Here is a 26,197-nt window from a genome sequence, read left to right as displayed (position 1 = left end):
TCAGTTTGTCAGCAGACCGGTCTCCACCAGCAGCTGCTGAGTGGCTTCGAGGTCATCGAGCGACGAGAGGTCCACCGCCGGCGGGTTCAGGTCGGCCAGCGGCGGCATGTCACCGTCGGGCTGCACGCCCTCGATCAGCGGATACTCGGCGGTCTCGGTGGCGAAGAACTGCTGCGCGGACTCGCCGACCAGATAGGCCGCGAACTCCTGGGCGGCCGCCGGGTTGGGCGCCGACTTCAGCACGCCGACGCCGGCCACGTTCACCAGGCCGCCCGGATCGCCGGGGGCCATGAACTTGTTCTGCGCGACGACGTTGTCGGCCCCCTTGCTGTCGATCAGCTCGTACAGGTAGTAGTGGTTGACCAGGCCGAGCGCGACCTGACCGGAGTCCACCGCGTCCCGGACCGCGCCGTTGCCCTCATAGGGCTTGGGGTCCTGGGCCTTGAACGCGCGCAGCCACTCCTCGGCGCCGTCGTCGCCGCGCAGCACCCGCAGGGCGGTCACGAACGACTGCCACGACGCGTTGCTGGGGGCAAAACCGATCTGCCCCTTCCACTCCGGGGCCAGCAGACCGTCGATGGTGTCCGGCGGGTTCGGCGCCAACTCGGGGTTGTAGACGATGACGCGGGCCCGGCCCGAGACGCCCACCCAGGTGCCGTCGGCCGCCGAATATTGTTCGGGCACCGCGGCCAGGGTGTCGGCCTCGATCGGGGCGAACAGCCCCGCGTTCGACACCGCGCCCAGCGCGCCGGCGTCCTGCGAGAAGAACACGTCGGCCGGGGATTGATCGCCCTCGGTGAGCAGCTGCGCGGCCAGCTCACCCGAGCCGGCGTAGCGCACCTCGACCTCCACGCCGGTGTCGCTGGTGAACTGCTCGAACAGCGGCGCCACCAGGTCCTCGCTGCGCCCGGAGTAGACCAGGATCTTCTGGTCCTCGGCCGCGGTCGCGCCCGGGGTGTCGGTGGCTTCGGGTTCGGATTGCGTCCCCGATCCGCAGGCGCTCATGGCGACCATGGCCGCTGCCGCCGCAAAGCTCGTTGTGATTTTCGAGATCGACATTCTCGAGATCGACGTTCTTGAGATCGACTTCGCCATACTTACTCAACCCGCCATATCGGTAGGGAACAGTGCCTTCGTTGATCGTCGGGAATGTACCACGCAGCCAAGCCTTGCCTACCCGGATGAGCAGGCACTTTTGCGCGGCGTTCTCGCGCGATTCGTTCGGACGCTAGGATGTGTGTTCTCGTGTGCCGCTCCGGTACACGGCCGTCGAGTCAGGAAAGGGACCACGTGCCGCAGGCACCCGTCGAGGCTGCCCCCACCGGGCGGGACCTCCAGGTAGCGCGGTCTTCGTCCGCCACCGCCGAACCCGAAGAACCTTCCTCTATTCGGCCGGGCAGTAGGCCCGGCGTCCGTTTCGAGGCGACCCGATGAGCGGCTGGCTCACCGCGTTGAGCGTGCTCGCGATCCTGGTCCTGACGGCCGGGACCGCGTTGTTCGTGGCCGCCGAGTTCTCCCTGACCGCGCTCGAGCGCAGCACCGTCGACGCCAACGCGCGCACCGGCGACCGCCGCGACAAGTTCGTGCAGCAGGCGCACCGCACACTGTCCTTCCAGCTCTCCGGCGCCCAGATCGGCATCTCCATCACCACGCTGGCCACCGGTTATCTGGCCGAGCCGGTGGTCGCGCGGCTGCTGCGCCCGCTGCTGGACGCCACGGGTCTGCCGGACAACGTCGCCGGCGGCGTCGCCCTGGCGCTGGCGTTGCTGATCGCCACCTCGCTGTCGATGGTGTACGGCGAGTTGGTGCCGAAGAACCTGGCCGTGGCCCGGCCGGTGCCCACCGCGCGGGCCAGCGCGGGGCCGCAGATCCTGTTCTCCACTCTCTTCACCCCCGTCATCAAGGCGACCAACGGGACCGCGAACTGGATCCTGCGCCGGATGGGCATCGAACCCGCCGAGGAGTTGCGTTCGGCGCGCTCCGCGCAGGAACTGGTGTCGCTGGTGCGCACCTCGGCGCGCAGCGGCGCGCTGGATCCGGTGACGGCCACGCTGGTCGACCGGTCGCTGCGGTTCGGTGAGCGCAGCGCCGAGGAACTGATGACGCCGCGCTCGAAGATCGAGTCGCTGCAGGCCGACCAGACGGTGGCCGATCTGGTGGCCGCGGCCACCGAGACGGGATTCTCCCGGTTCCCGATCGTCGAGGGCGATCTGGACGAGACCGTCGGCATCGTGCACGTCAAGCAGGTCTTCGAGGTGCCACCGGCCCAGCGGGCCCACACCCGGCTCTCCACGCTGGCGCAACCGGTCGCGGTGGTGCCGTCGACCCTCGACGGTGACGCCGTCATGACCCAGGTCCGCGCCAACGGCATGCAGACCGCCCTGGTGGTCGACGAGTACGGCGGCACCGCGGGCATGGTCACCGTCGAGGACATGATCGAGGAGATCGTCGGCGACGTCCGCGACGAACACGACGACGAGACCCCCGACGTCGTGCAGGCCGGCCGCGGCTGGCACGTCTCCGGTCTGCTGCGCATCGACGAGGTCGCCACCGCCACCGGATTCCGCGCCCCCGAAGGCGATTACGAGACCATCGGCGGACTGGTGCTCGACGAGTTGGGCCACATCCCGGAGAACGGCGAGTGCGTCGAGTTGCACGCGTTCGACCCCGACGGCGGCTACGAGGACCCGGTCCGCTGGCTGGCCACCGTGGTGGCCATGGACGGTCGGCGCATCGATCAACTCGAGCTCACCGAGATCGGCCGCCACGGCGGCGAACCCACCGAGAGGAGTTCGCACTGATGGGCGGCGATCTGTTCGGTGTGGTGTTGACCGTGGTGCTGCTGGTGGCCAACGCCTTCTTCGTCGGTTCGGAGTTCGCGCTGATCTCGGCGCGCCGCGACCGCCTCGAGGCGCTGGCCGAGCAGGGTAAGAAGCGCGCCGTGACGGTGATCCGCGCCGGCGAACAACTGTCGCTGATGCTCGCCGGCTCGCAGCTGGGCATCACGGTGTGTTCGATCCTGCTGGGCCGGGTCGGCGAACCGGCCATCGCGCATTTGCTGGAAACCCCGTTCGACCTGCTCGGCATCCCGGACGCGGTATTGCACACGGTGTCGTTCGTGGTGGCGCTGGGCCTGGTGGTGACGCTGCACGTGCTGCTCGGCGAGATGGTGCCCAAGAACATCGCGATCGCGGGCCCGGAGACGACGGCGATGCTGCTGATTCCGGCCTACCTGGTCTATATGAAGGCCGCCCGCCCGTTCATCGCGTTCTACAACTGGTGCGCCAACATCACGTTGCGGATGTTCCGTGTGCAGCCCAAGGACGAACTCGACGTGACGGTGTCCACCGTCGAACTCGCGGAGATGATCGCCGAATCGGTGTCGGAGGGTCTGCTCGATCCCGAGGAGCACACCCGGCTGACCCGCGCGCTGCAGATCCGCACCCGGGTGGTCGCCGACGTCGCCGTGCCGCTGCACAAGATCCGTGCCGTGCCCGTCGCCGCGCCGGGGGCCGGGCCGACGGTCGGCGCGGTGGAGCGGGCCCTGGCCGAGACCGGATATTCGCGGTTCCCGGTTGCCGACAGCAACGGCGTGTTCACCGGCTACCTGCACATCAAGGACGTCCTGGCCCTCGGCGACGATCCCGAGGCCGTGGTGGATCCGTCGGTGGTGCGTCCGCTGCCCCGCGTCGCCGCGTCCCTGCCGCTGCCCGATGCGCTGTCCCGGCTGCGCCGGACCAACAGTCATCTGGCGCTGGCCACCGACGCGGCGGGCACCGTGGTGGCCATGGCCGCGCTCGAGGATCTGGTGGAGGACCTGGTGGGCACCGTGCGCGACGGGACACACCGGGTCTAGGCCGTGATGTATCAGGTTCTGCCCGAACGGATCTGGACCGAGCGCGCCGAAGAGCACCGGGTGCGCGTCGAGGACTTCCTGGCCGCGCACTCCGGCGACGGCGGACCGCACCCGGTGTGGGACTTCCTGTTCACCTACTACAGCCTGCGCCCGCGGCAGCTGCTGCGCTGGCATCCCGGCTACGGGGCGGTGCTGGCCGGCCCGCGCGCCCGCGGCTACCTGGGCCGCACCGGCTACGTCGAGACCACCGACGGGGTGACCGTGAGCGCGCAGTACCGCGACGGCCGGCTCGACACCGTCGGCTTCATCGCCGAGTTGCTGTCCGCCACGGCCGGGCGGCCGGCCCAGCACCACTGCTTCGGGTTGCACGAGTGGGCCATGGTGTACCGCAGCGACGAGGTGCGCCACGCGGCGGTGCCGCTGCGGCTCGGCCAGGCCGGCACCGACGCCGTCGTCGAGTCCATGCCGCTGCGCTGCAGCCACTACGACGCCTACCGGTTCTTCACCGCGTCGGCCGCGCCCCGCAACGCCGCGCGGTTGACCCGAGAGACCCAGCGCGACCGGGAGCAGCCGGGCTGCGTCCACACCAACATGGATCTGTACAAGTGGAGCTACAAGCTGATGCCGTTGCTGGACTCGGCGTTGCTGCTCGACTGCCTGGACCTGGCCGCCGCCGCCCGCGCGCTGGACATGCGCGCCAGCCCCTATGACCTGCGTGCCTACGGTTTGGCCCCGATCGGCATCGAAGACCCGGCCGGGCGCGCCGAATACGTCCGGCTGCAGGCCGAGATCAGTCGCCGGGCCGCGCCGCTGCGCGCGGAGTTGATCGACCGCTGCCGGGCCCTGCTGAGCCCCCGCGAGGTCGTTGCTGGCGCGGCGGGCGGCAATCCCGGTCCGGCGTCGGGCTAGGCCGGTGCTCGGGGGTGTGACCTGCGCCAGGATCCCGCCGTGTGCGAACCAGCAGGTTACCCATGGGTAGGATGGATGGGATTGCCGGCCGAGGAGGAGTAATGACTGAGCGCGTGACCGTGGGCAACCTGCGAGTGGCCAGGGTGTTGCACGACTTCATCAACAACGAGGCGCTGCCTGGCACCGACATCGCACCCGAGGACTTCTGGGCCGGCGTGGACAAGGTCGTCGCCGACCTGACCCCGCAGAACGAGGATCTGCTCGCCCGTCGCGCCGAGTTGCAGGCGCAGATCGACAAGTGGCACCGGGCGCGCGTGCTCGAGCCGCACGACCCCGAGGCCTACAAGGCCTTCCTCACCGAGATCGGCTATCTGCAGCCCGAACCCGAGGACTTCACCATCACCACCTCCGGCGTGGACCCCGAGATCGCCTCGACGGCCGGTCCGCAGCTGGTGGTGCCGGTGCTCAACGCGCGCTTCGCGATCAACGCCGCCAACGCGCGATGGGGCTCGCTGTACGACGCGCTCTACGGCTCGGATGTCATCAGCGAGGACGACGGCGCCGAGAAGGGCACCAGTTACAACCGGATTCGCGGCGACAAGGTGATCGCCTACGCCCGCAACTTCCTCGACGAGGCCGCCCCGCTGGCGTCGGGTTCGTGGGCCGACGTGACCGGGCTGACCGTCGACGAGGGCGCGCTGCGCGTGGCCGTCGGCGCCGAGGATGCGGTGGCGCTGGCGAGCGCCGAGCAGTTCGCCGGCTACACCGGCGACGCGGCCGCCCCGACGTCGGTGCTGCTGGTCAACCACGGCCTGCACATCGAGATCGAGATCGACGCCGACTCGCCGATCGGCGCCACCGACAAGGCCGGCATCAAGGACGTCATCCTGGAATCGGCCGTCACCACGATCATGGACTTCGAGGACTCGGTGGCCGCCGTCGACGCCGAGGACAAGGTGCTCGGCTACCGCAACTGGCTGGGCCTGAACCGCGGCGACCTGGCCGAGGAGATGACCAAGGGCGGCAAGAGCTTCACCCGGGTGCTCAACGCCGACCGCACCTACCTCGGGCCGAATGGCCCCGAAGATGAGGCGCTGAGCCTGCCGGGCCGCAGCCTGCTGTTCGTCCGCAACGTCGGGCACCTGATGACCAACGACGCCATCGTGGCCGGCACCGACGGCGGCGAGGACAAAGAGGTCTTCGAGGGTATCCAGGACGCCCTGTTCACCAGCCTCATCGCCATGCACGGGCTGAAGGTCTCCGAGGCCAACGGCCCGTTGAGCAACAGCCGCACCGGTTCGATCTACATCGTCAAGCCGAAGATGCACGGCCCCGACGAGGTGGCGTTCACCTGCGAGCTGTTCAGCCGCGTCGAGGACGTCCTGGGGCTGCCCGAGGGCACGCTCAAGGTCGGCATCATGGACGAGGAGCGGCGCACCTCGGTCAACCTGAAGGCCTGCATCAAGGCCGCCGCCGACCGCGTGGTGTTCATCAACACCGGCTTCCTGGACCGCACCGGCGACGAGATCCACACGTCGCTGGAGGCCGGGCCGATGGTGCGCAAGGGCGCGATGAAGAGCCAGCCGTGGATCGCGGCCTACGAGGACGCCAACGTCGACGCCGGCCTGGCCGCCGGGCTGTCGGGCCGGGCCCAGATCGGCAAGGGCATGTGGGCCATGCCGGACCTGATGGCCGACATGGTCGAGCAGAAGATCGGGCAGCCGCGCGCCGGCGCCACCACCGCCTGGGTGCCCTCGCCCACCGCGGCGACCCTGCACGCGTTGCACTACCACCAGGTCGACGTGGCCGCGGTGCAGGCCGAGCTGGCCGGCAAGTCCCGCACCACCCTCGACGAGCTGCTGACCATTCCGCTGGCCGACCCGGCGTCGCTGACCTGGGCGCCCGAGGAGATCCACGAGGAGGTCGACAACAACTGCCAGTCGATCCTGGGTTACGTGGTGCGCTGGATCGACCAGGGTGTGGGCTGTTCGAAGGTGCCCGACATCCACGACATCGCGCTCATGGAAGACCGTGCCACACTGCGGATTTCGAGCCAGCTGTTGGCCAACTGGCTGCGCCACGGCGTGATCACCGCCGAGGACGTGCGCACCAGCCTGGAGCGGATGGCGCCCGTGGTCGACCGGCAGAACGCCGGGGATCCCACCTACCGGGCGATGGCCCCGGACTTCGATTCCAGCATCGCGTTCAAGGCTGCCGAGGAACTCATCCTCGCCGGCGCCGAGCAGCCCAATGGCTACACCGAGCCGATCCTGCATCGGCGGCGCCGAGAGCTCAAGGCCAGCTTGGGCAAGTGACTAAACTCAGCTCGAACGACCGGGTCAAAGACGAAAGTCAGGGGTGATTAGGCGTGGGTAGGCACCGTATTCCCGACCCCGACGATTCCGACGACCAGTACGAGAGCGAGCAGTACGACCCCGGCCAGTACGAGGCGGACCAGTACGACGCCGACGGTGCCGCCGGTCGCGGCCGGCACTACCGGGAGGAGTCCCCGGAGGACGCCCCCGAGGGCGTCTACCGCGAGGACCATCCGGCCGGCGGCTACAACTACGCCGCCGAGTACGAGTCGCGGTACCCGGACGAGCCCGCCCCGTCGGAGAGCTTTGCGGCGGGGGGCTATGGATCCCAGAGCTACGAGGGATCCCCGGGCTACGAGGGGTCCCAGAGCTACGAGCGCGACGAGTACGACACCGATCCCTACGGTGAGACGCGCTATCAGGACAGCGGCTATGCCCCCCGCTACGACGAAACCGGTTACGACGACGCCGGTTACGACGACGCCGGTTACGACGACGCCGGTTACGACGACGCCCCGGACGCCGAGGACCGCGGGGAGGCCGACGATTCCTTCGGCTACGCGGCGACCGACGTGTTCTCCGCCGAGTCGGGCGGCCCCGGGCAGACCTCCGGCGGGCACCGCAACGACGGCGAATGGACCGGCAGCCACCGCACCGTGGCCCCGGGCCGGCGCGGGGTGAGCGTCGGCGTCATCGTCGCGCTGGCCACCGTCGTCGCGGTGGTGGCCGGGTTCATCATCTGGAAGTTCTTCGGCGACGCGCTGTCGGACCGGTCCGACGTTGCCGCCGGGCGCTGCCTCGAGGGCGACGCCAACGTCGCGGTGGTCGCCGACTCGGGGATCGCCGAACAGGTCGAGGCCCTGGCCTCGAAGTTCAACGAGACCGCCGGACCCGTTGGCGACCACTGCGTCTCGGTCAGCGTGACGACCGCCGGTCCCGACGCCGTCGTGGGCGGACTCAGCGGGGAATGGCCCGCCGACCTGGGCGAAAAGCCCGCGCTGTGGATCCCGGCCAACTCGGCCTCGGAGGCGCGCCTGCAGGCCGCGGCCGGCCCGGAATCGGTGACCAACAGCAAGTCGCTGGTGTCCTCCCCCGTGCTGCTGGCGATGCGTCCCGAGCTCAAACCGGCCCTGGCACAACAGACCTGGGATTCACTGCCGGGCCTGGAGGTGCCGGACTGGGGCCCGCTGCGGTTGGCGCTGCCGGCGACCGGCAACAGCAATGCCGCCGACCTTGCCCTCGAGGCGGTCGCGGCCGCCGCCGCCCCGCCGGGCGCCCCAGTCACGGCCGGCGCCGGCGCGGCCGCGCGGTTGCTCGCCGAGGCACCCGAGTTGGCCGACGACAGCGCCGACGAGGCGATGAAGGCGCTGCTGGACGGCGACGACCCGGCGGCCGCCCCGGTCCACGCCGTGGTCACCACCGAGCAGCAACTGATCCGGCGCTCCGGCGACATCGCCGACGCGAAAGACGTGCTGACCTCGTGGATTCCGCCCGGCCCCGTGGCGGTCGCGGACTTCCCCGCGGTGCTGCTGGCCGGGGACTGGCTCGGCGAGGAGCAGGTGGCCGCGGCCAGCGAGTTCGAACGCTTCATGCGCCGCCCCGAACAACTGACCGCGCTGACCGAGGCCGGCTTCCGCGTCGAGGGCGAAGACGCGCCCACCAGCGACGTCACCGACGGGGCCGCGATCGAGCAGACGCTGTCGGTCGGCGACGATGCCGCGCGGCTGGAACTCGCCGAGGCGTTGAGCACGCCCGCGGCTGCCAGCGGCGGCCCGGCGGTGTCGATCATGCTGGACCGATCGCTGAACCTGGCCGCCTCCGTGCCGGCGATCAACGCCGGCATCGACGCGCTGCCGCCGGACTCCGCGGTCGGACTGACCACGTTCGACGCCGCGGCCGGCACCACGCTGGTCAACCTGGGGGCGCTCACCGACGACATCAACGGTCAGTCCCGCCGGGACGTGTTGACCTCCACCCTGGGTGGGGTCAGCCAGGCCGGCGGCGCGGTCTCGTTCACCACGCTGCGCAACGTCTACGCCGACGCGCTGACCAATTTCAAACCGGGACAGCCGAACTCGGTGCTGGTCATCACCTCCGGGCCGCACACCGACCAAACGCTGGGCGCCCAGGGCCTGCAGGACCTGATCCGCAGCAGCGTGGATCCGGCCCGCCCGGTCGCCGTCAACGTCATCAACGTCGGCGCCGACCCGGACCGTCCCACCTGGGAGGCGGTGGCCGAGATCAGCGGCGGCACCTACCAGAACGTGCCCGCCTCGGACTCCCCCGAGTTCGCGGCGGCGGTCGACGCCCTACTGGCCTAAGCCCCAGCCGCTAGGCGAACGCCTCGATCGGCGGGCACGAGCACATCAGGTTGCGGTCGCCGTAGGCCCCGTCGATCCGGCGCACCGGCGGCCACACCTTGGGCCGGAAGGCCTTGCCCAGCGGGTAGGCGGCCTCCTCCCGGGTGTACGGGTGCGTCCACTCGTCGACCAGCAGGCACTCGGCGGTGTGCGGCGCGGCGCGCAACGGGTTGTCGTCGGCCGGCCACTGCCCGGAGCCCACCTTGTCGATCTCGGCGCGGATGGCGATCATCGCCTCGCAGAACGCGTCGACCTCGGCCAGGCTCTCGCTCTCGGTGGGCTCCACCATCAGGGTGCCGGCCACCGGGAAGCTCATGGTGGGCGCGTGGAATCCGTAGTCCGCCAACCGCTTTGCCACGTCGTCCACCGTGACGCCGGTGGCCTTGGTGAGCGGGCGCAGATCGAGGATGCACTCGTGGGCGACCATGCCGTTCTCCCCGGTGTAGAGCACCGGGTAGTACTCGTCGAGCCGGCGCGCGACGTAGTTCGCCGAGGCGATCGCGGTCAGGGTCGCCGACCGCAGCCCGGTCGCCCCCATCATCCGGATGTAGGCCCAGGTGATCGGCAGGATCGAGGCCGAACCGAACGGGGCCGAGGACACCGGCGCGCCGCCGGGCAGCTGCCAGCCCAACTCCTCGGACAGCGGGTGGCCCGGCAGGAACGGCGCCAGGTGTTCGCGCACCGCCACCGGCCCCACCCCCGGTCCGCCGCCGCCGTGCGGGATGCAGAAGGTCTTGTGCAGGTTGAGGTGGCTCACGTCGCCACCGAACCGGCCCGGGCGGGCGAGCCCGACCAGCGCGTTCAGGTTGGCCCCGTCGACATAGACCTGACCGCCGGCGTCGTGCACGGCCGCGCAGATCTCGGCGATGTCGTGCTCGTAGACGCCGTGCGTGGACGGGTAGGTGATCATCAGCGTCGACAGCTTCTCGGCGTGCTGGGCGACCTTGGCGCGCAGGTCGTCGAGGTCCACGTCGCCGTTGTCGCGGCAGGACACCACGACCACGCGCATGCCGGCCAGCGCCGCGGAGGCCGCGTTGGTGCCGTGCGCGCTCGACGGGATCAGGCACACGTCGCGGTGGCCCTCGCCGCGGCCGGCGTGGTACTCGGCGATCGCCAGCAGGCCGGCGTACTCACCCTGGGAGCCCGCGTTGGGTTGCAGCGAGACCGCGTCGTAGCCGGTGATCCCGGCCAGCCAGGCCTCCAGGTCGGCGACCACCCGGCGGAGCCCGGGCGCGTCGGAGGTGGGGGCGAACGGGTGCTGGCGGGCGAACTCCGGCCAGGTGATCGACTCCATCTCGGCGGCCGCGTTGAGCTTCATCGTGCACGAGCCCAGCGGGATCATGGTGCGATCCAGCGCCAGGTCCTTGTCGGACAGCGCGCGCAGATAGCGCATCATCGCGGTCTCGGTGCGGTGCGTGGTGAACGCCGGGTGGGTCAGGAACTCCGAGGTGCGGTCGGCGATCTGGACCGGCTGCGGGGCCGGGGCGGGGTCGACACCGAACGCCGCGAGCACCGCGGCGACGTGCGCGTCGGTGGTGGCCTCGTCGCAGGACACCGACACGTGGTCGGCATCGACGCGCCACAGGTTGATGCCGTCGGCCTTGGCGGCGGCGACGACGGCGTCGGCGCGGCCGGGCACCCGGGCCAGCACGGTGTCGAAGAACTTGTCGTGCACCACGGCCGACCCGAGCGCGGCGGCGATCGCCTCGGCGTGGCCGTGCACGCGGCGAGCGATGGCGGTCAACCCCTCGGCGCCGTGGTAGCTGGCGTACATCGCGGCCATCACCGCGAGGAGCACCTGGGCGGTGCAGATGTTCGAGGTCGCCTTGTCGCGGCGGATGTGCTGCTCGCGGGTCTGCAGCGCCAGCCGGTAGGCCGGGGCGCCGTCGGCGTCCAGGGACACCCCGACCAGCCGCCCGGGCAGCTGGCGGGCGTGCTTGCCGTGCACGGCCAGGTAGCCGGCGTGCGGCCCGCCGAATCCCATTGGCACACCGAAGCGTTGGGTGGTACCGAAGGCGACGTCGGCGCCGAGGTCCCCGGGCGCGGCGATCATCGTCAGCGCCAGCAGATCCGCGCCGACGGCCACCAGCGCGCCGCGCTCGTGGGCCTGCGCGATCAGCGCGGAGTGGTCGACGATCCGGCCGCTGGCCCCCGGCAGTTGCACGATGACGCCGAAGAAGTCGCCCTCGGGCAGCCCCTGGGTCAGGTCGGCGGTGACGATCTCGATGCCCAGCGGGCGGGCCCGGGTCGCCAGGATCGCCGCGGTCTGGCCGAACAGGTCGGCGTCGACGGCCAGCTGATTCGCCTTGCTCTTGGTCGCGCGGTGCATCAGCGTCATCGCCTCGGCGGCGGCGGTGCCCTCGTCGAGCATCGACGAGTTGGCCAGTTCGAGCCCGGTCAGGTCGGCGACCATGGTCTGGAAGTTCAGCAGCGCCTCGAGCCGGCCCTGGCTGATCTCGGGCTGGTACGGCGTGTACGCGGTGTACCAGGCCGGGTTCTCCATGATGTTGCGCAGCAGCACCGGCGGGGTCAGGGTGTCGTAGTAGCCCTGGCCGATCATCGACACGGCGACGGTGTTCTGCTCGGCCAGCGCCTGCAGCTCGGCCAGCGCCTCGTGTTCGGAGGCCGCCGCGGGCAGCTCGCGCAGACCGGGTGCGATCCCGTCGGCGCCCAGCGCGTCGAGGATGTTGGCGGGCAGCGCCTTGGCGGCCAGCGCGTCGAGGCTGTCGACCCCGATGACCGCCAGCATGGTGGCCAGCTCGTCGCGATCCGGGCCGATGTGGCGGTCGACGAACTCCGGGGACTGGGGGTTGGTCTGCTCGGTCAAGCTGGGGACTCCTCCGCGACGGGGTGGCTACGCCGATCCCTCGGCGTTCCTCCCCCTCTGTCGTCCACCCGGCACCGGGCGCCTGAGAGATTCGGCGTGAGCCTTTCCCCATGGGCGGGTGGCCGGACGGGCCGGTCACCGCTTTCCAGAGGCATCGTGTCCGGCGCGGTCCTGGGGCCTGAGAGGTTGACGGAGAGGTGTTGCTCCTTCGGCGTCCGCGACTGGCGATCACGGAACTCTCCCGCGCTGGGGCGATGCGTGTAGCAGTTTACCCCGGCGCGGCGTGACGGCGTCCGACTCAGCCGGTCTTGCGGTCGCGGTGCTTGCGCCGCGAGGCCAGCTCGTCCTCGGGCGCGGCGATCGACTCGCCGCCGTCGGCACGCTCACCTGGGAAATCGGCGATCGCGCCGGTCAATTCGCGCATGGCCCCGCTCACCGCGATGCCGAACACGCCCTGGCCGCCCTGCAGCAGGTCCACCACTTCCTCGGCGGACGTGCACTCGTAGACCGTGGTGCCGTCGGAGAACAGCGTGATGTTCGCCAGGTCCGAGACGCCGCGCTGCCGCAGATGGTCGACGGCGACGCGGATGTTGTGCAGCGAGATGCCGGTGTCCAGCAGCCGCTTGACGATCTTGAGGACCAGGATGTCCTTGAACGAATACAGGCGCTGGCTGCCGGAGCCGGCCGCGCCGCGAATCGACGGCACCACCAGCGAGGTCCGTGCCCAGTAATCCAACTGCCGGTAGGTGATGCCGGCGATCTGGCAGGCGCTGGGCCCGCGGTAGCCGACCAGTTCGTCGGGCACCGAATCGTCCGGGAACAGGCCCGCCTGCACCGGTTCGGAAACACCGACGTCGGCGACCTGTCCCGCTGCGTCGAGGTCAAGTTGTCCCTGACGTGGCTGCTCGCTCACCCGTGCTTCCTCTCGCCGAATAGGCTCCTGAAGAGCATACGCTCATCCGCCGGTTCCCATGCCGACCTGAGTCGACTCGGGGCTCCTGTGCGTCGGTGCAAGTATGGCCGCTCGTCGGCCATGGCCCACCCATCCGCCGGGCGTGTCGAACCACAGAACCCCAGTTGAGACGCTTCCGTGACATAGCGCCCGCCCCGGGCCACGCCGCGGCCCGACCGGCTCAGGTGGCCTTGAAATCGTCCGGCGAGACGCTGTCGAGAAACTCCTTGAACTTCTCCACCTCGTCCTCGCGGACCCCGCCCTCGGACTCCTCGTCGGACTCGTCGGGGATCAACAGCCCGGCCTCGGCGAGCACCGCCTCCTCGACGAAGATCGGCACGCCCACCCGCAACGCGATCGCCACCGAATCCGAGGGACGCGCGGAGACCCGGATGTCGCGGTCGAAGACCAGGTCGGCGTAGAACGTGCCTTCCTGCAGGTCGACGATGCGGACTTCCTTGAGTGAATGACCAAGGGCACCAATGAGATCCTTGATCAAGTCATGGGTCAGCGGCCGGGCCGGTTCGACACCCTGCTGTTCGAGCGCAATGGCGGCGGCCTCCGGCTGGCCGATCCAGATGGGCAGATAGCGATCGCCGTTCGTCTCGCGCAGGAGCAATACCGGCTGATTCTGCGGCTGCTCTACGCGTATGCCAACCACACGAACTTCACCCATCAGTGTCTGCCCTCCGCATGCCCGTGAGCTCCACGGCCAACTGTAGTCCTCACCGATGCAGAACGTCGCGTACCGCCGACTTGATCAACGACGTGTGCAAGGTGATCGCCAGTGCGGCGACCTCACGCGCCAGATCGTCGGCGCGGTCGCGGGCACCGGCCTTGTCTGCTTTGACCAGCGGGCCGGCGATCTGGGCGATCAGATCGGACTGCCGGTCGGCGGCCGACCGGAACGCGCGCAGATGCCGCGGTTCCACGCCGTAGTCGGCCAGGGCGCGGGCGCACTGCAGGATCACGACCGCGTGTTCGTCGAAGAACCCACCGGGTCCGGTGGTGATGATCCCGGCCTTGAGCAACGCGCCCAGCAGTTCCTCGCCGGCCGCGGTGTCCGCGCCGCTCTGTTCCAGCACGTCCTCCCGGCTGAGCCGGACCCGCACCGGGCCCATGGCCGAGGCCGGCAACCGCTCGCCGTCGTCGGTCGAGACCAGCGTCGGGACGCCGTACGGCGACGCCGCCTGCGGCAGTTCTCCGTCCGGCTGCGCGTCGAGCTGGGCCTTGATCACCTTCAGCGGCAGGTACTGATCGCGCTGGGCGGTCAGGATGAACCGCAGCCGGGCACAGTCGTAGGCCGTGAATCTCCGATACCCCGACGCCGAGCGCTGCGGCGTGACGAGCCCCTCTGCCTCCAAGAACCGAATCTTGGAGATGGTGACATCCGGGAAATCGGGTCGTAGCAGGTCCAGAACCGCTCCGATCGACATCCCGGCGTACGCGGGAGTATCGGGTGCGGTCACTAGCCCTCGGATCCCCCGTCGCCGTTCTTCGGGCCGGTCAGGAACACCAGCCGGAACTTGCCGATCTGGACCTCGTCGCCGTTGGCGAGCACCGCCGAGTCGACGGGTTCCCGGTTGACGTAGGTGCCGTTGAGGCTGCCCACGTCGACCACCTGGAACTCGCTGGTCTCGAGCCGGAACTCGGCGTGCCGGCGGCTGACGGTGACGTCGTCGAGAAAGATGTCACTGTCGGGGTGCCGGCCGGCCGAGGTGGTCGGCTGATCGAGCAGGAACCGCGATCCTGCGTTGGGTCCGCGCTTGACGACCAGCAGCGCCGAGCCGACCGGTAGGCCCTCGACCCCGGAGACTGCTCCTTCGCCGCCGCCGGCGGCCGGGGCGTCCAGTTCGTTGAGGAAATCCGCCCGGAACACCGAAGTGGTTTCCACGGTCAGGTCGTCAGGCGACTGATCCGCTCCCGAACTGCTGTCCTTTTCCGTCACACGCTGCTCCTTACAGGCTGCTTGTGGCGCTATCGCCGGTGAAACTCGCCCACCTTAACCGTCGCGAACACGACGTTACCGCGCGGTGGGCACCGATGTACCCGGCACGGACAGAAAGGGTGGTGGCCAGAACCCTAACAACTCCTCATTCGGTCAGCGTGGCGCGGTAGCCGTCGGCGTCGAGCAATCCGGCCAGGCCGGCGTCCAGTGCGCCCTCCTCGACCTGCAGGTCCAGCAGCCAACCGGCGCCGTACGGATCGGAGTTCACCAGGTCCGGGCTGGCCTCCAGATCGCCGTTGACGGCAATCACTTTCGCCGACAGCGGCGCGTAGAGATCCGACACCGACTTGGTGGACTCCACCTCGCCGAAGGAATCCCCGGCGCTCAGCGCCGTGTCGACCTCCGGCAGTTGCACGAAGACCACGTCGCCCAGCGCCGACTGCGCGTAATCGGTGATGCCGACGCGGACGGTGTCGGTGCCGGTGCGGCGAACCCACTCGTGCTCCGCGGTGTATTGCAGATCTGACGGGACCTCGCTCACAGCGTTCCTCGATTCCTTTGGCTGCCCCGGGCGGGATCGCACGGGTTCTTACTTGACGGGCTGAGCGTATTGGCGGGGTTTCGGTTGCCGCAAGGTGGTCACGTCGACGCGCTCGGACTGGGTCAGCTCCATCGAGCCGCCCACCCGCTCCACGCTGTCGACGGCGCCGCCAGGAATGTTCATCGCCGCGGCCAGCGTCGGCGGATCCCCAATGGCCAGAACCGAATACGGCGGCGTCAGGACCACGCCGTCGATCAGCAGTTCGGCCGGGGGGCCGGTGACCCAGGTGTCGACGCCGACCCGCACGCTGCGGTCGGCCGCGTTGATCTGGATGGCCTCGGCGCCGGCGGCGCGCAACTCGTTGATGACGTCGAGCAGCGTCTCCGGGGCGACGCCGCGGGCCGGGTCCTCGATGACGACGGTCACCCCGGGGCCCGTGGCGGCCACACTTCCCACCAGGATCGACAGCGCGGCCAGCCGGGCGCGCGCGTTGTCGATGGCGGCCTGATCGGAGGAGCCGGAGGCCTCCAGCGAGGACAGAGTGCGCTGCAGCTCAACGACTTCGGTGTTCAGCGCGGCCTCGCGCTGCTGCAGCGAATCCAGCAGCACCACCAGATCGGCCGGGCGCGCCGACTCCAGCGCGTCGCCGCTGTCGGTCTGGCGGACCTGGGTGACGATGGCGGCGCCGAGCGCCACACACAGCGCCACCGCGAGCACCACGAACAGCCGCTCCGAACGCGACCGCGCCGCAGGCTCTTCGGGCAACTCGTGGCGGCCGTGCGGCTCGGGGTCGGGCTGGTTCATGGCGGCCCCCTCAGGCCCCGAACAGCCGGCGCCGCAGCGCGGCGGCGTTGCCGAAGATGCGGATACCGAGCACCACGATGATCGCGGTGGACAGCTGCGTGCCGACGCCGAGTTGGTCACCGAGGTAGACGATCAGCGCGGCCACCAGCACGTTGAACACGAACGAGATCACGAACACCTTGGCGTCGAAGATCCGCTCCAGGTACGCGCGCAGACCCCCGAAGACCGCGTCGAGGGCCGCGACCACGGCGATCGGCAGGTACGGCTCGACGACCTCCGGGACGCTGGGCTGGAACACCAACCCGAGCACGATGCCGACCACCAGCGCGGCGATGCCGATCAATTCCGGTCCCCCTTCGTCGTCCGTGCGTTTCCGGTCACCGCGGCTCGGTCCTCGCGAAGGTGACCTCCCGCACGGTGCCGGCCGGGATGGCCAGCCCCTCGCCGGCGCTCACGGTCACGCCGACACCATAGGAGGTTTCCAGCAGCCGTAGCCGCCGCAACCCCGTACTGCGGTCGAAGTTCTCGGCCATGGTGTTCGGCGGGCCGATCGCCAGGATCTCGTACGGGCTGGTGATGGGGCGGTTGTCCACCAGGATCGCGCCGCCGGCCTGCCGGATGGTCACGTTGGGCCCGATCCGCACCCCGCCGACCGAAATCGCCTCTGCGCCACTGCCCCACAGCGAGTTGACGGTCAGCTGCAGGTCGCGGTCCAGGATCACCTGCTGACTTCCCGGCAGCCGCTGCTTGGAGACGTCGGTGAGGTCGCGCGCGGCCCCCGGGTCGGTCACGGTGATGGTCAGCCCGGGGCCGATGACCGCCGAACCGGCCGCCGCCAGGCCGAGGGTGTCGAGCTGGTCGAGCAGCTGATTGCCCTCGGCGTCGTCGGCCAGCTGCCGGCGGGCGACCTCGTCCACCTCGGCCACCAGGGCGTTGCGCCGGGTGGTGAGCTCATCGGCGCTCGCCGAGGTCGACTTCACCGATTCGGCCAGCGCGCGCTGCGTCGCCGACACGCCGGGGGCGGTGGAGCGCGCCTGCGCCATCGCCGCGGCGAACACCGCGGCGATCAGCAGGGCCGCCAGCGCCTGCCAGGCCCAGTCGCCGCGGCGGCGTGGCCCGGAATCGGTGCGCGCGGCCGCGGCCGCGGCGTAGCCGGGGTCGAGATGTTCGGACAGCAGCGAGCGCAGCAGCGACGGCACCGGCAGCTTCTGCACCCCGCGGGCCTGCCCGGCCGACAGTCCCGCCCGCGGCTCGTAACCGCCGAGCGCGTAGCCGGCGGGCTTGCGCTCGGGGTCGGTCACCGCGGCACCCGGGGTAGCTGTCGCACCACCATGGCGACCTGGATCAGGTAGAGCACGAACGACCACAGGTACATCCCGATCCCCCAGATCAGGAAACCCCAGCCGCAGGCGCCGATGACATTGCTCCACAACGCATCCCACTGACCCAGCAGGATCAGCGGGAACGCCGACATCAGGGCGAAGGTGGCCGCCTTGCCGATGTAGGTGACCGGCAGCGCCGTGAGCCCGCGACTGCGCAGCACCGGCAGCATCGCGGCCAGGATTCCGTCGCGCGCCAGCAGCAGCACGATGATCCACCACGGGATGAGGCCCGCCACCGCGAACACGATCGGGATGACGATCATGTACAGCCGGTCGACCGCGGGGTCCAGCAGCTCGCCCAGCCGCGAGGACTGGTTCATCACCCGCGCGATCTTGCCGTCGGCCCAGTCCGAGGCGCCGCTGATCATCAGCACCGCCACGGCCCACCCGTAGGACTGCGTGCCCAGCAGCAGGTACACGAAGACGCCGATGAGCACCAGGCGCACAACGCTGAGCACGTTGGGAACGGTCAGAACCCGATCCCGCGCATCCCCCGCGTCCATGGCCCCTAACCTAGTTGGCCGCAATCAGCGGAACACCCCAGGCAGGCTCAGAGCCGACAGCGTGTCGTCCTGGAGCGGGTTGTCGTGCACCATGTACGTCCACGTCGAGGTGGGGCGGGCGAGCTTGGACAGGTCCAGGCCCGGTTCGTCCTCGAGCACGTTGGCCGTCTCGAAGGTCTGCTGGGCGGCCTCGATGGCGTCGGCGGCCAGCGATCCGAACGCGTCGACGGCCATCCGGTGGAACTCGTCGAGCGGGTTCTGCCGGCCCAGCGCCCGCAGGTGGATGCTCTCCCGGATGTCGGCGAGGAAGGCCTGGTGGTCGGCCCAACCGCGGTCCAGGTGGTAGAGCATGATCAGCCGGCAGATCCGCTCGAGTTCGTCCTCGGACACCGCTTCGGCGAGTTCCTCGTAGCGCTCCGGCGCGCGTTCCTTGAGTTCCTCGCGGGCCGTGGGCGTGGACAGCAGCGTGTTGCGCCGGTCGACGATGATCGCCCGCTGCTGGGCGACCAGCTGGTTGTACCGCCAGGTGTTGGCGTGCACGTCGAGCAGCCGGCCCTCGGCCACCCGCTGGGCGTGGTCGATCAGCGAGGCGGCCTTGGCATTGGTGATGCGGCCCTCGTCGTCGGTCTCGGTGGGCAGCTTGCCGGGCTCGAGGTGGCTGGCCACCACCTCGTCCTCCCAGCTGGCGAAGAACACCGAGGAGCCCGGATCGCCCTGGCGCCCGGCGCGGCCGCGCAGCTGATTGTCGAGCCGTTCGGTGGTGTGCCGGCCGGTGCCGACGACGTGCAGGCCGCCGAGCTCGGCCACCGTCTTCTCGTCGTCGTGTTCGCGACCGTCGGTGCCCCCGAGCCGGATGTCGGTACCGCGCCCGGCCATCTGGGTGGACACCGTCACGGCGTTCAGCTTGCCGGCCTCGGCGATCACCGCGGCCTCCTCGGCGTCGTTCTTGGCGTTGAGCACCACCGCGGGCACCCCGCGCTTGACCAGCCGCTCGTGCAGTTCCTCGGACTCGGCGACGTCGTGGGTGCCGACCAGCACCGGCCGCCCGGTGGCGTGCACCTCGGTGATGTGGTCGATGATCGCGTCCATCTTGGCCGCGGCGGTGATGTAGACCCGGTCGACCTCGTCCTCGCGGATGTTCGGGGTGTTCGGCGGGATCGGCGACACGCCCAGCTTGTAGAACTGCCGCAGCTGCTCGCCGGCGGCCAGCGCGGTGCCGGTCATCCCGCACACCCTCGGGTAGCGGTTGATCAGCGCCTGCACGGTGATGGTGTCGAGCACCTCGCCGGTCTCGGTGGTCTCGATGCCCTCCTTGGCCTCGACGGCGGCCTGCAGGCCGTCGGGCCAGCGCTGCAGCTGAGCGATGCGGCCGCGGGAGGCGTTGATCAGGCGCACCGCCCCGTCGCGGATGATGTAGTGCACATCGCGTTCGAGCAGCACGTGCGCGTGCAGCGCGACGTTCACCTCGGTCAGCGTGGTGCCGACGTGTTCCTCGGAGTACAGGTCGATGCCGCCGAGGGCCTTCTCGACTTTCTGGGCGCCGGCCTCGGTGAGGTGGATGTTGCGCCGGTCGCTGTCGGAGTCGTAGTCCTCCCCCGGGGTCAGCGAGCCGACCAACTCGACGATCTCGAGGCGCGGGGTCTCGCGGTGGGTGGTGCCGGCCAGCACCAGCGGCACCAGCGCCTCGTCGACGAGGACCGAGTCGGCCTCGTCGATCAGCGCGACGTCGGGCTTGGGCGACACCAGATCGGCGACGTCGGTGACCAGCTGATCGCGCAGCACGTCGAAGCCGATCTCGTTGACCGAGGCGTAGGTGACGTCGCAGGCGTAGGCGGCGCGGCGCTCCTCGGCCGTGGAGTTCTCGGTGAGCCAGCCGACGGTGAGTCCCATGGCCTCGAGCAGCGGGCCCATCCATTCGGCGTCGCGGCGGGCCAGGTAGTCGTTGACCGAGATGACGTGCACGTGCCGGCCGGCCAGCGCGTAGCCGGCCGCGGCGATCGCGCCGGCCAGGGTCTTGCCCTCACCGGTGGCCATCTCGACGACGTCGCCGGCCAGCATCCGCAGGGCGCCCTGCAGCTGCACATCGAAGGGCCGCAGCCCGGTGGCCCGCTCGGCGGCCTCCCGGGCGATGGCCAGGAACTGCGGGATGTCCGACGACTCGGCCAGATCGCCGAGGGCCAGCAGCTGGGCGGCCTTGCGCAGCTGCTCGTCGTCGAGGCCGGCGGCCTTGGCGTCGAACTCGGCCGAGGCGTTGACCTCGTTCATCGAACGGACCTGGATCTTCTCCGAACTCGCGCCCAGGAGCTTCCAGAAGCGACCGCTCAGGCGTCCGCCGGTCTTGGCGCCGGCTCTTGTTTCAGTCTTGGAGGTGCGTGCCACAGGTTCACGGTACGCGGGCGCGCCGCGGCTGCGGCCCGCTGGTCCGCCGGTCAGGCCAGGTTGGAGCGGCGCGGGTAGGCCACCGTGGGATCGGTCAACGTGTTGACGACGGCGGGCAGCCCGGACTCGAAGGCCCGGCGCAGCGCGGGGCGCAGTTCCGCGGGCGCCGACACCAGCTCGCCGTGTCCGCCGAGGGCGGCCGCCACCTGGTCGTAGCGGGTGCCCGGGCGCAGGTCGGCGACCACCGAGTAGCCGTACAGCATTTCCATCGGGTGCTTCTCCAGCGCCCAGATGCCGTTGTTGCCGATCACCGAGACCACCTGGACACCGTGGCGCACCAACGTGTCCCACTCCATCCCGGAGAAGCCGAAGGCGCCGTCGCCCTGCAGCAGCACCACCTGCCGTTCCGGGCGGGCCAGCTTGGCGGCCAGCGCGTAACCCGGTCCCGACCCCAGACAGCCGAACGGCCCGCTGTCGAGCCAGGCACCCGGCACGTAGCTGTCGATGACACGCCCGGCGTACGAGCCGAAGTCGCCGGCGTCGATGACGACGATGGCGTCGCGGTCCAGCATCGGGCGCAGCTCGGCGTAGACCCGCATGGGGTGCAGCGGGGCCCGGTCGTCGGCCAACTCGGCGGTCTCGCCGGCGCGGACGGTGGTCTCGGCCTCGCGCAGCGCGCCGATCCACTCCTCGTGGTCGCCGCCGCCCCCGGAGCCCAGGGCGGCCAGGATCCTCGGCAGGTCGCCGTAGAGTTCGGCGGCCACCTCGCGGGGATGCGCGCGCTCGGGCCGCACCCGGTCGGCGACGATCAGCGCGGTCTCGGGGCCGAACACCGCGCCGAATCCCAGCCGGAAGTCCATCGGGACCCCGACCACCACGGCGACGTCGGCGCCGCGCAGCGCCTCGGCGCGGGCCCGGGAGAACGCCAGCTCGTGGTCGGCCGGCACCGCGCCGCGGGCCATCCCGTTCATCAGCACCGGGATCCGCCGCGACTGCGCCAGCGCCAGCAGTTGCTCCTCGGCCCGGCCCCACCACACGTTCGTGCCGGCCATGATGACCGGTCGCCGCGCGGCGGCCAGCAGGTCGACGGCGCGCTGCAGCTGATCGGGCTCGGCCGTGGCCGGGGCGCGGGCCACGGTCAGCGCCCCCGGACCGCCGGCATCGGCGGCGGTGCCGAACACGACGTCCATCGGGAAGTCGATGAAGGCCACTCCCGACGGCGCCGACACCGTCGCCAACAGGGCCTCGTCGACCATCGCGGCCACCGCGTCGGGCGCGGGAGCCGTTGCGGCATAACGGGTCAGCGGCGCGACGAACGGGACGTGGTCGATCTCCTGCAGCGAGCCCATGCCCCAGCGTGCCGCGGGGGCGCGCCCGCCGAGCACCAGCATGGGCGACTGATTCTGTTGGGCGGCGCCGATCGCGCTCATCCCGTTGGTGACGCCCGGTCCCGCGGTCAGCGCCGCGACCCCTGGCACCCGGGTGACCTTGGCCCAGCCCTCGGCGGCGAATGCCGCGGTCTGCTCGTGGCGGGTGTCGATCAGCCGCACGCCTTCGCTGCGGCAGCCGTCGTAGAGGGAGAACAGGTGTCCGCCGGACAGCGTGAACATGGTGTCGATGCCGTTGGCCCGCAGCCGTCGGGCGATCAGTTGACCGGCGTGCACGGGATTCGCGGGAGCGTCGGTGCTCATGGCGGCAGCCTAATCACCCGTTTCGGCGCGCGGCGTCGCCGCGGGGACGTTGCTGCGGTAGCTTCGCCGCAGAGATTTCGCGGCGGCAGGCGTCGTCGGGGTGGATGAGGCAGGAGACGTCGCTGGTGAACGCGTTGGAACCGTTCTCCCCCAGCCTGAACTGGGGGCAGGAACTCGTCACGTCGTTGATGTGGATTGCGAAGGGCTGGGCGATTGCGGCCGCGTGCACCTTCGCGTTCGTGTTCCTGATCGTCAAGTTCACCCGGTGGGGCCGGCAGTTCTGGCGGATCACCAGCGACTACTTCACCGGCCCGGGGAGCGTGCTGGTGTGGCTGTGGCTGGCGGCGTTGCTGCTGTCGGTCACCGCCGGGGTGCGGTTGTCGGTGTTGTTCAGCTTCCAGGGCAACGACATGTACTCGGCCGTCCAGATCGCGGTGCAGGGCATGGCCGCCGGCGACGAGGCGGTGGAACAGTCTGGTGTCAGCGGCTTTTGGGCCGCGTTGTGGATGTTCGCGCTGCTGGCCACGCTGCACGTGGCCCGGATCATGCTGGACCTGTTCATGACCCAGCGGTTCATGCTGACCTGGCGGGCCTGGTTGACCGACCGCCTGACCGAGGACTGGCTCGATCACCGCGCCTACTACCGGACGCGGTTCATCGACGACACGATCGACAACCCAGATCAGCGCATCCAGGCCGACATCGACATCTTCACCGCCGGCGTCGGACCGCTGCCCAACGTGCCCACCAACCTGAGCACCAGCACGCTGCTGTTCGGCGCGGTGTCCTCGATCATGTCGGTCATCTCGTTCACCGCGATCCTGTGGAACCTCTCGGGCGAGTTGACGTTCCTGGGCATCACCATGCCGCGGGCGATGTTCTGGGTGGGCCTGCTGTATGTGTTCATCGCGACGGTGATCGCGTTCTGGATCGGCCGCCCGCTGATCCTGCTGAGCTTCAACAACGAGAAGTTCAACGCCGCCTTCCGGTACGCGCTGGTGCGCCTGCGCGACGCCGCCGAGTCGGTGGCCTTCTACCGCGGCGAACTCGCCGAGAAGCTGCAACTGAGCCGGCGGTTCGAACCCGTGGTGGACAACTACAAGCGCTACATCAACCGGAACATGGGCTTTCTGGGCTGGAACCTGTCCATCAGCCAGATCATCGTCCCGCTGCCCTGGCTGCTGCAGGCCCCGCGGCTGTTCGCCGGCGAGATCCGGTTCGGCGACGTGACGCAGAGCGCGACGGCCTTCAGCGAGATCCAGAACGGGTTGTCGTTCTTCCGGAACTCCTACGACAGCTTCGCCGGCTGGCAGGCGGCGATCATCCGACTGCACGGCCTGGTGGTGTCCAACGAGCAGGGCCGGGCGCTGCCGTCGTTGACCGTGGAGCCCAGCGCGGCGGCCCTCGTCGAACTCGACGAGGTCGAGGTCCGCACGCCCGATGGCAAGCAGCTGATCGACCCGGTGGACCTGCGCCTGGACGTCGGCGACACCCTGATCGTCAGCGGCAAGTCCGGCACCGGGAAGACCACCCTGCTGCGCAGCCTCGCGCAGCTGTGGCCGTACACCACCGGCACGCTGCGCTGCCCGTCGGGAACCAACGAGACCATGTTCCTGTCGCAGCTGCCGTATGTGCCGCTGGGCGATCTGCGCGGGGTGGTGTCCTACCCCAGCGGCCCCGGCGAGATTCCGGACGAGAAACTGCGCGCGGTGCTGGGCCGGGTCGCGCTGCCGCAGCTGGCCGACCGCCTCGACGAGGTGCACGACTGGGCCAAGGTGCTCTCGCCCGGCGAGCAGCAGCGGGTCGCGTTCGCCCGGATCCTGCTGACCAGGCCGAAGGCGGTGTTCCTGGACGAGGCCAGCTCGGCGCTCGACGAGGGGCTGGAGTTCATGCTCTACCAACTGGTGCGCGACGAGCTGCCCGACACCGTGCTGATCAGCGTCGCGCACCGGGCCACCGTCGCCCAGCACCACGAGCAGCGCCTGGAGTTGCTCGGCGGCGGCGCGTGGCGGCTGGGCCGGATCGAGGACCCGGCGGCGCCGGTGTCCTGACCTAGGTGACCTATTAGGTGACCTAGGAGCGGGCCGCGGTCGCCAGCGCGGCCGCGTGCGCGCCGGCCCGGCGGCCGAAGAACGAGCCCTCGCCGAGCTGGGTGCCGCTGGCGTAACCCTTGCCGTCCTGCGCGATGTTCGACGCGCAGGCACCGGCGGCGTAGAGGCCGCGCACCGCCGTGCCGTCCGCGCGCAGCACCTCGCCGTCCAGCGACACCGCCAGCCCGCCCATGGTGAACCCCGAGTACATCGCGCGCCCGAGGGACAGATCGAAGGCCGCCCACGGCCCGGTGTCCTGGGCCGCAACGTATTCGGGCTGCTTGTGGAAGTCCGGGTCGACGCCGGCGGCGGCGTTGTCGTTGTAGCGCTGCAGCGTGGCGACCAGGTTGCCGGCCGGGATCCCGAGGGCCTCCTCCATCTCGGCCACGGTCTCCCAGCCGTCGATGAACTTGATCAGCGGCATCTCCGGCATCTGCATGTGAGCCTCGTCGACGATCAGGTAGGCGGTCTGATCGGGCTGCTCGAGCACGAAGGCCGAGGTGCGCGAGTGGTAGGAGTCCTCGGCGACGAAGCGCTGACCGTCGGAGTTCACGATGATGCCGGTCAGCAGGATCTCCGGCGGATACGCCGCGGCCGTGATGAACAGTTGGTCAAGGCTTTTCGCGACGCCGCCGGCCGAAACCCCCAGCCGGATGCCCAGCCCGTCGTCGTTCGGGTTGCCCAGGATGTAGGGCGCCACCAGGCCGTGGCTCTTGGTGCGTCGCGGCTGCCCCAGCGCCGGGGTGTGCTCGGCCACCATCTCGGGATTCATCGCGAAGCCGCCGGCGGCGATGATCACCGCGTCGGCCTTGACCGCGCCGGTCTCGCCGAAGTGCTTCCAGGTCGCGCCCACCACGGCGCCGTCGTCGTCGACCACCAGACCGGTCGCGCCGGTCTCGTAGCGGAACCGCACGCCGAGTTCCTCGGCCCGCTTCAGCAGCAGGTCGATGACCATGGCCGCACCGCCGAGTTCACCGGGCACCGGCACGGAGTGCCCGCGCGGGGCGGGCTTGGCCTGTTCGAGGAACGGCCACACCTTCTCGTTGCCGGTGTAGGACAACCCCTCGGTGCCCGGGGGCACCACGACCTTGCCCGGGTAGTAGCTGCGTTCGAACTGGAAACCCAGGGCCTCCAGCCAGTTGAAGTGCTCGACGCTGCCCTCGCAGTAGGCGCGGATCTTCTCGTGGTCGGGATCCTGGGCGACGGCGACGAGGTACTTGTACATCTCCTCGGGTGTGTCGTCGTGCCCGGTGGCTTGTTGCACGGCGGTGCCGCCGCCGAGGTAGAAGTGGCCGCCGGCCATCGAGGTGGTGCCGCCGCCGGCGGCGGCCTTCTCCAGCACCAGCACTGTCGCACCGGCCGCGGCCGCGGTGACCGCCGCGCAGCCCCCGGCGATGCCGAAGCCGACGACCAGCACGTCGACGCCGTCGGTGGCCTCGGCCCACCCGGCGATGTCAGCGGCGTTGGTGGTGGGCGGGATCTCGGTGCTCACGCTTGCTCCTGGACAGCAGTCTGGACACTAATACTCATCGGGTCGCAGAATAGCCCAGGATGGCCCGCCGACGGCAGAACCCCCGGTAGATCACCGAAGATCAGGGCCGCGGCGGCACGCTGAACACGTTCTAGTTCGGCGCGGGTGG

General features: G+C 70.2%; 20 protein-coding genes and 2 riboswitches. Of the genes, 6 read left to right on the top strand and 14 right to left on the bottom strand.

From position 1 onward, the window contains the following. Positions 1 to 1,059, bottom strand: a complete 1,059-nt coding sequence (locus EL338_RS11245; protein WP_126333826.1) for an iron ABC transporter substrate-binding protein — start codon at positions 1,057 to 1,059, stop codon at positions 1 to 3. Between the two features lie 371 nt (positions 1,060 to 1,430). Between EL338_RS11245 and EL338_RS11240 the strand changes: the two genes are divergently transcribed. From EL338_RS11240 to EL338_RS11220, 5 genes are all read left to right on the top strand, one after another. After that, positions 1,431 to 2,801, top strand: a complete 1,371-nt coding sequence (locus EL338_RS11240; RefSeq protein ID WP_126333825.1) for a hemolysin family protein — start codon at positions 1,431 to 1,433, stop codon at positions 2,799 to 2,801. Beyond that, complete coding sequence (locus EL338_RS11235) at positions 2,801 to 3,856, top strand: hemolysin family protein (RefSeq protein WP_126333824.1); 1,056 nt, start codon at positions 2,801 to 2,803, stop codon at positions 3,854 to 3,856. Before EL338_RS11240 ends, EL338_RS11235 begins: the two co-directional genes overlap by 1 nt. 6 nt (positions 3,857 to 3,862) lie before the next feature. Further along, positions 3,863 to 4,765 carry a 3-methyladenine DNA glycosylase gene (locus EL338_RS11230; RefSeq protein WP_126333823.1) on the top strand — a complete coding sequence of 301 codons (903 nt, stop codon included), beginning with the start codon at positions 3,863 to 3,865 and terminating at the stop codon, positions 4,763 to 4,765. Positions 4,766 to 4,866: 101 nt separating this feature from the next. Next, positions 4,867 to 7,080: a malate synthase G gene (locus tag EL338_RS11225; RefSeq protein ID WP_126333822.1), complete on the top strand. Its 2,214-nt coding sequence runs from the start codon at positions 4,867 to 4,869 to the stop codon at positions 7,078 to 7,080. A 53-nt stretch (positions 7,081 to 7,133) separates the two neighbouring features. Further along, positions 7,134 to 9,401, top strand: a complete 2,268-nt coding sequence (locus EL338_RS11220; protein WP_126333821.1) for a vWA domain-containing protein — start codon at positions 7,134 to 7,136, stop codon at positions 9,399 to 9,401. A gap of 10 nt (positions 9,402 to 9,411) precedes the next feature. On the opposite strand, the gene gcvP is transcribed toward EL338_RS11220, so the two are convergent. From gcvP to EL338_RS11160, 12 genes are all read right to left on the bottom strand, one after another. After that, positions 9,412 to 12,267, bottom strand: a complete 2,856-nt coding sequence (gene gcvP, locus EL338_RS11215) for an aminomethyl-transferring glycine dehydrogenase (RefSeq protein ID WP_126333820.1) — start codon at positions 12,265 to 12,267, stop codon at positions 9,412 to 9,414. Positions 12,268 to 12,314: 47 nt separating this feature from the next. Then, positions 12,315 to 12,422: riboswitch (glycine riboswitch) on the bottom strand. Position 12,423: 1 nt separating this feature from the next. Then, positions 12,424 to 12,521: riboswitch (glycine riboswitch) on the bottom strand. 44 nt (positions 12,522 to 12,565) lie between these two features. Beyond that, positions 12,566 to 13,180, bottom strand: coding sequence for a MerR family transcriptional regulator (locus EL338_RS11210; RefSeq protein ID WP_179967193.1), 615 nt, complete (start codon positions 13,178 to 13,180; stop codon positions 12,566 to 12,568). 220 nt (positions 13,181 to 13,400) lie between these two features. Next, a complete protein-coding gene (locus tag EL338_RS11205; protein ID WP_126333818.1) occupies positions 13,401 to 13,895 on the bottom strand; it encodes a bifunctional nuclease family protein in 495 nt (164 codons plus the stop codon). Positions 13,896 to 13,944: 49 nt separating this feature from the next. Beyond that, entirely contained in the window at positions 13,945 to 14,688 is a 744-nt protein-coding gene (ftsR, locus tag EL338_RS11200) for a transcriptional regulator FtsR (RefSeq protein WP_126333817.1), read from the bottom strand. Continuing rightward, positions 14,688 to 15,167 carry a glycogen accumulation regulator GarA gene (gene garA / locus EL338_RS11195; RefSeq protein ID WP_126333816.1) on the bottom strand — a complete coding sequence of 160 codons (480 nt, stop codon included), beginning with the start codon at positions 15,165 to 15,167 and terminating at the stop codon, positions 14,688 to 14,690. The genes ftsR and garA overlap by 1 nt, the downstream gene beginning before the upstream one ends. Positions 15,168 to 15,312: 145 nt before the next feature. Beyond that, entirely contained in the window at positions 15,313 to 15,708 is a 396-nt protein-coding gene (gcvH, locus tag EL338_RS11190) for a glycine cleavage system protein GcvH (RefSeq protein WP_126333815.1), read from the bottom strand. A gap of 48 nt (positions 15,709 to 15,756) precedes the next feature. After that, positions 15,757 to 16,512 carry a DUF881 domain-containing protein gene (locus EL338_RS11185; protein WP_126333814.1) on the bottom strand — a complete coding sequence of 252 codons (756 nt, stop codon included), beginning with the start codon at positions 16,510 to 16,512 and terminating at the stop codon, positions 15,757 to 15,759. A gap of 10 nt (positions 16,513 to 16,522) precedes the next feature. Further along, positions 16,523 to 16,855 (bottom strand): small basic family protein, encoded by a 333-nt coding sequence (locus tag EL338_RS11180; protein WP_126333813.1) that lies wholly within the window; start codon positions 16,853 to 16,855, stop codon positions 16,523 to 16,525. A gap of 34 nt (positions 16,856 to 16,889) precedes the next feature. After that, a complete protein-coding gene (locus tag EL338_RS11175) occupies positions 16,890 to 17,813 on the bottom strand; it encodes a DUF881 domain-containing protein (protein ID WP_126333812.1) in 924 nt (307 codons plus the stop codon). After that, positions 17,810 to 18,397 carry a CDP-alcohol phosphatidyltransferase family protein gene (locus EL338_RS11170; protein ID WP_126333811.1) on the bottom strand — a complete coding sequence of 196 codons (588 nt, stop codon included), beginning with the start codon at positions 18,395 to 18,397 and terminating at the stop codon, positions 17,810 to 17,812. Before EL338_RS11170 ends, EL338_RS11175 begins: the two co-directional genes overlap by 4 nt. A 24-nt stretch (positions 18,398 to 18,421) precedes the next feature. Next, positions 18,422 to 20,776 (bottom strand): accessory Sec system translocase SecA2, encoded by a 2,355-nt coding sequence (gene secA2, locus EL338_RS11165; protein ID WP_179967192.1) that lies wholly within the window; start codon positions 20,774 to 20,776, stop codon positions 18,422 to 18,424. Positions 20,777 to 20,826: 50 nt separating this feature from the next. Then, positions 20,827 to 22,467 carry an acetolactate synthase gene (locus tag EL338_RS11160; protein ID WP_126333810.1) on the bottom strand — a complete coding sequence of 547 codons (1,641 nt, stop codon included), beginning with the start codon at positions 22,465 to 22,467 and terminating at the stop codon, positions 20,827 to 20,829. Positions 22,468 to 22,601: 134 nt separating this feature from the next. Here EL338_RS11160 and EL338_RS11155 point away from each other — a divergent pair, with 134 nt between their 5' ends. Next, complete coding sequence (locus EL338_RS11155; RefSeq protein ID WP_276005305.1) at positions 22,602 to 24,518, top strand: ABC transporter ATP-binding protein/permease; 1,917 nt, start codon at positions 22,602 to 22,604, stop codon at positions 24,516 to 24,518. A gap of 22 nt (positions 24,519 to 24,540) precedes the next feature. Here EL338_RS11155 and EL338_RS11150 read toward each other — a convergent pair whose 3' ends face one another. After that, on the bottom strand, positions 24,541 to 26,049 hold the full coding sequence (locus tag EL338_RS11150; RefSeq protein ID WP_126333808.1) for an FAD-binding protein: 1,509 nt from the start codon (positions 26,047 to 26,049) through the stop codon (positions 24,541 to 24,543). Positions 26,050 to 26,197 lie beyond the last annotated feature (148 nt).

This window comes from Mycolicibacterium chitae (genome assembly GCF_900637205.1).
Taxonomy (GTDB): domain Bacteria; phylum Actinomycetota; class Actinomycetes; order Mycobacteriales; family Mycobacteriaceae; genus Mycobacterium; species Mycobacterium chitae.
Note: the sequence above shows the minus strand (reverse complement) of the source record. Positions and strands in the feature narration are given on the sequence as shown.

Excerpts from the sequence above, each read along its gene's own strand:
- EL338_RS11205 (WP_126333818.1), bottom strand. The coding sequence starts at position 13,895 with ATGGGTGAAGTTCGTGTGGTTGGCATACGCGTAGAGCAGCCGCAGAAT.
- EL338_RS11245 (WP_126333826.1), bottom strand. The coding sequence starts at position 1,059 with ATGTCGATCTCGAAAATCACAACGAGCTTTGCGGCGGCAGCGGCCATG.
- EL338_RS11230 (WP_126333823.1), top strand. The coding sequence starts at position 3,863 with ATGTATCAGGTTCTGCCCGAACGGATCTGGACCGAGCGCGCCGAAGAG.
- EL338_RS11185 (WP_126333814.1), bottom strand. The coding sequence starts at position 16,512 with ATGAACCAGCCCGACCCCGAGCCGCACGGCCGCCACGAGTTGCCCGAA.
- EL338_RS11225 (WP_126333822.1), top strand. The coding sequence starts at position 4,867 with ATGACTGAGCGCGTGACCGTGGGCAACCTGCGAGTGGCCAGGGTGTTG.
- EL338_RS11170 (WP_126333811.1), bottom strand. The coding sequence starts at position 18,397 with ATGGACGCGGGGGATGCGCGGGATCGGGTTCTGACCGTTCCCAACGTG.
- EL338_RS11240 (WP_126333825.1), top strand. The coding sequence starts at position 1,431 with ATGAGCGGCTGGCTCACCGCGTTGAGCGTGCTCGCGATCCTGGTCCTG.
- EL338_RS11160 (WP_126333810.1), bottom strand. The coding sequence starts at position 22,467 with ATGAGCACCGACGCTCCCGCGAATCCCGTGCACGCCGGTCAACTGATC.
- EL338_RS11235 (WP_126333824.1), top strand. The coding sequence starts at position 2,801 with ATGGGCGGCGATCTGTTCGGTGTGGTGTTGACCGTGGTGCTGCTGGTG.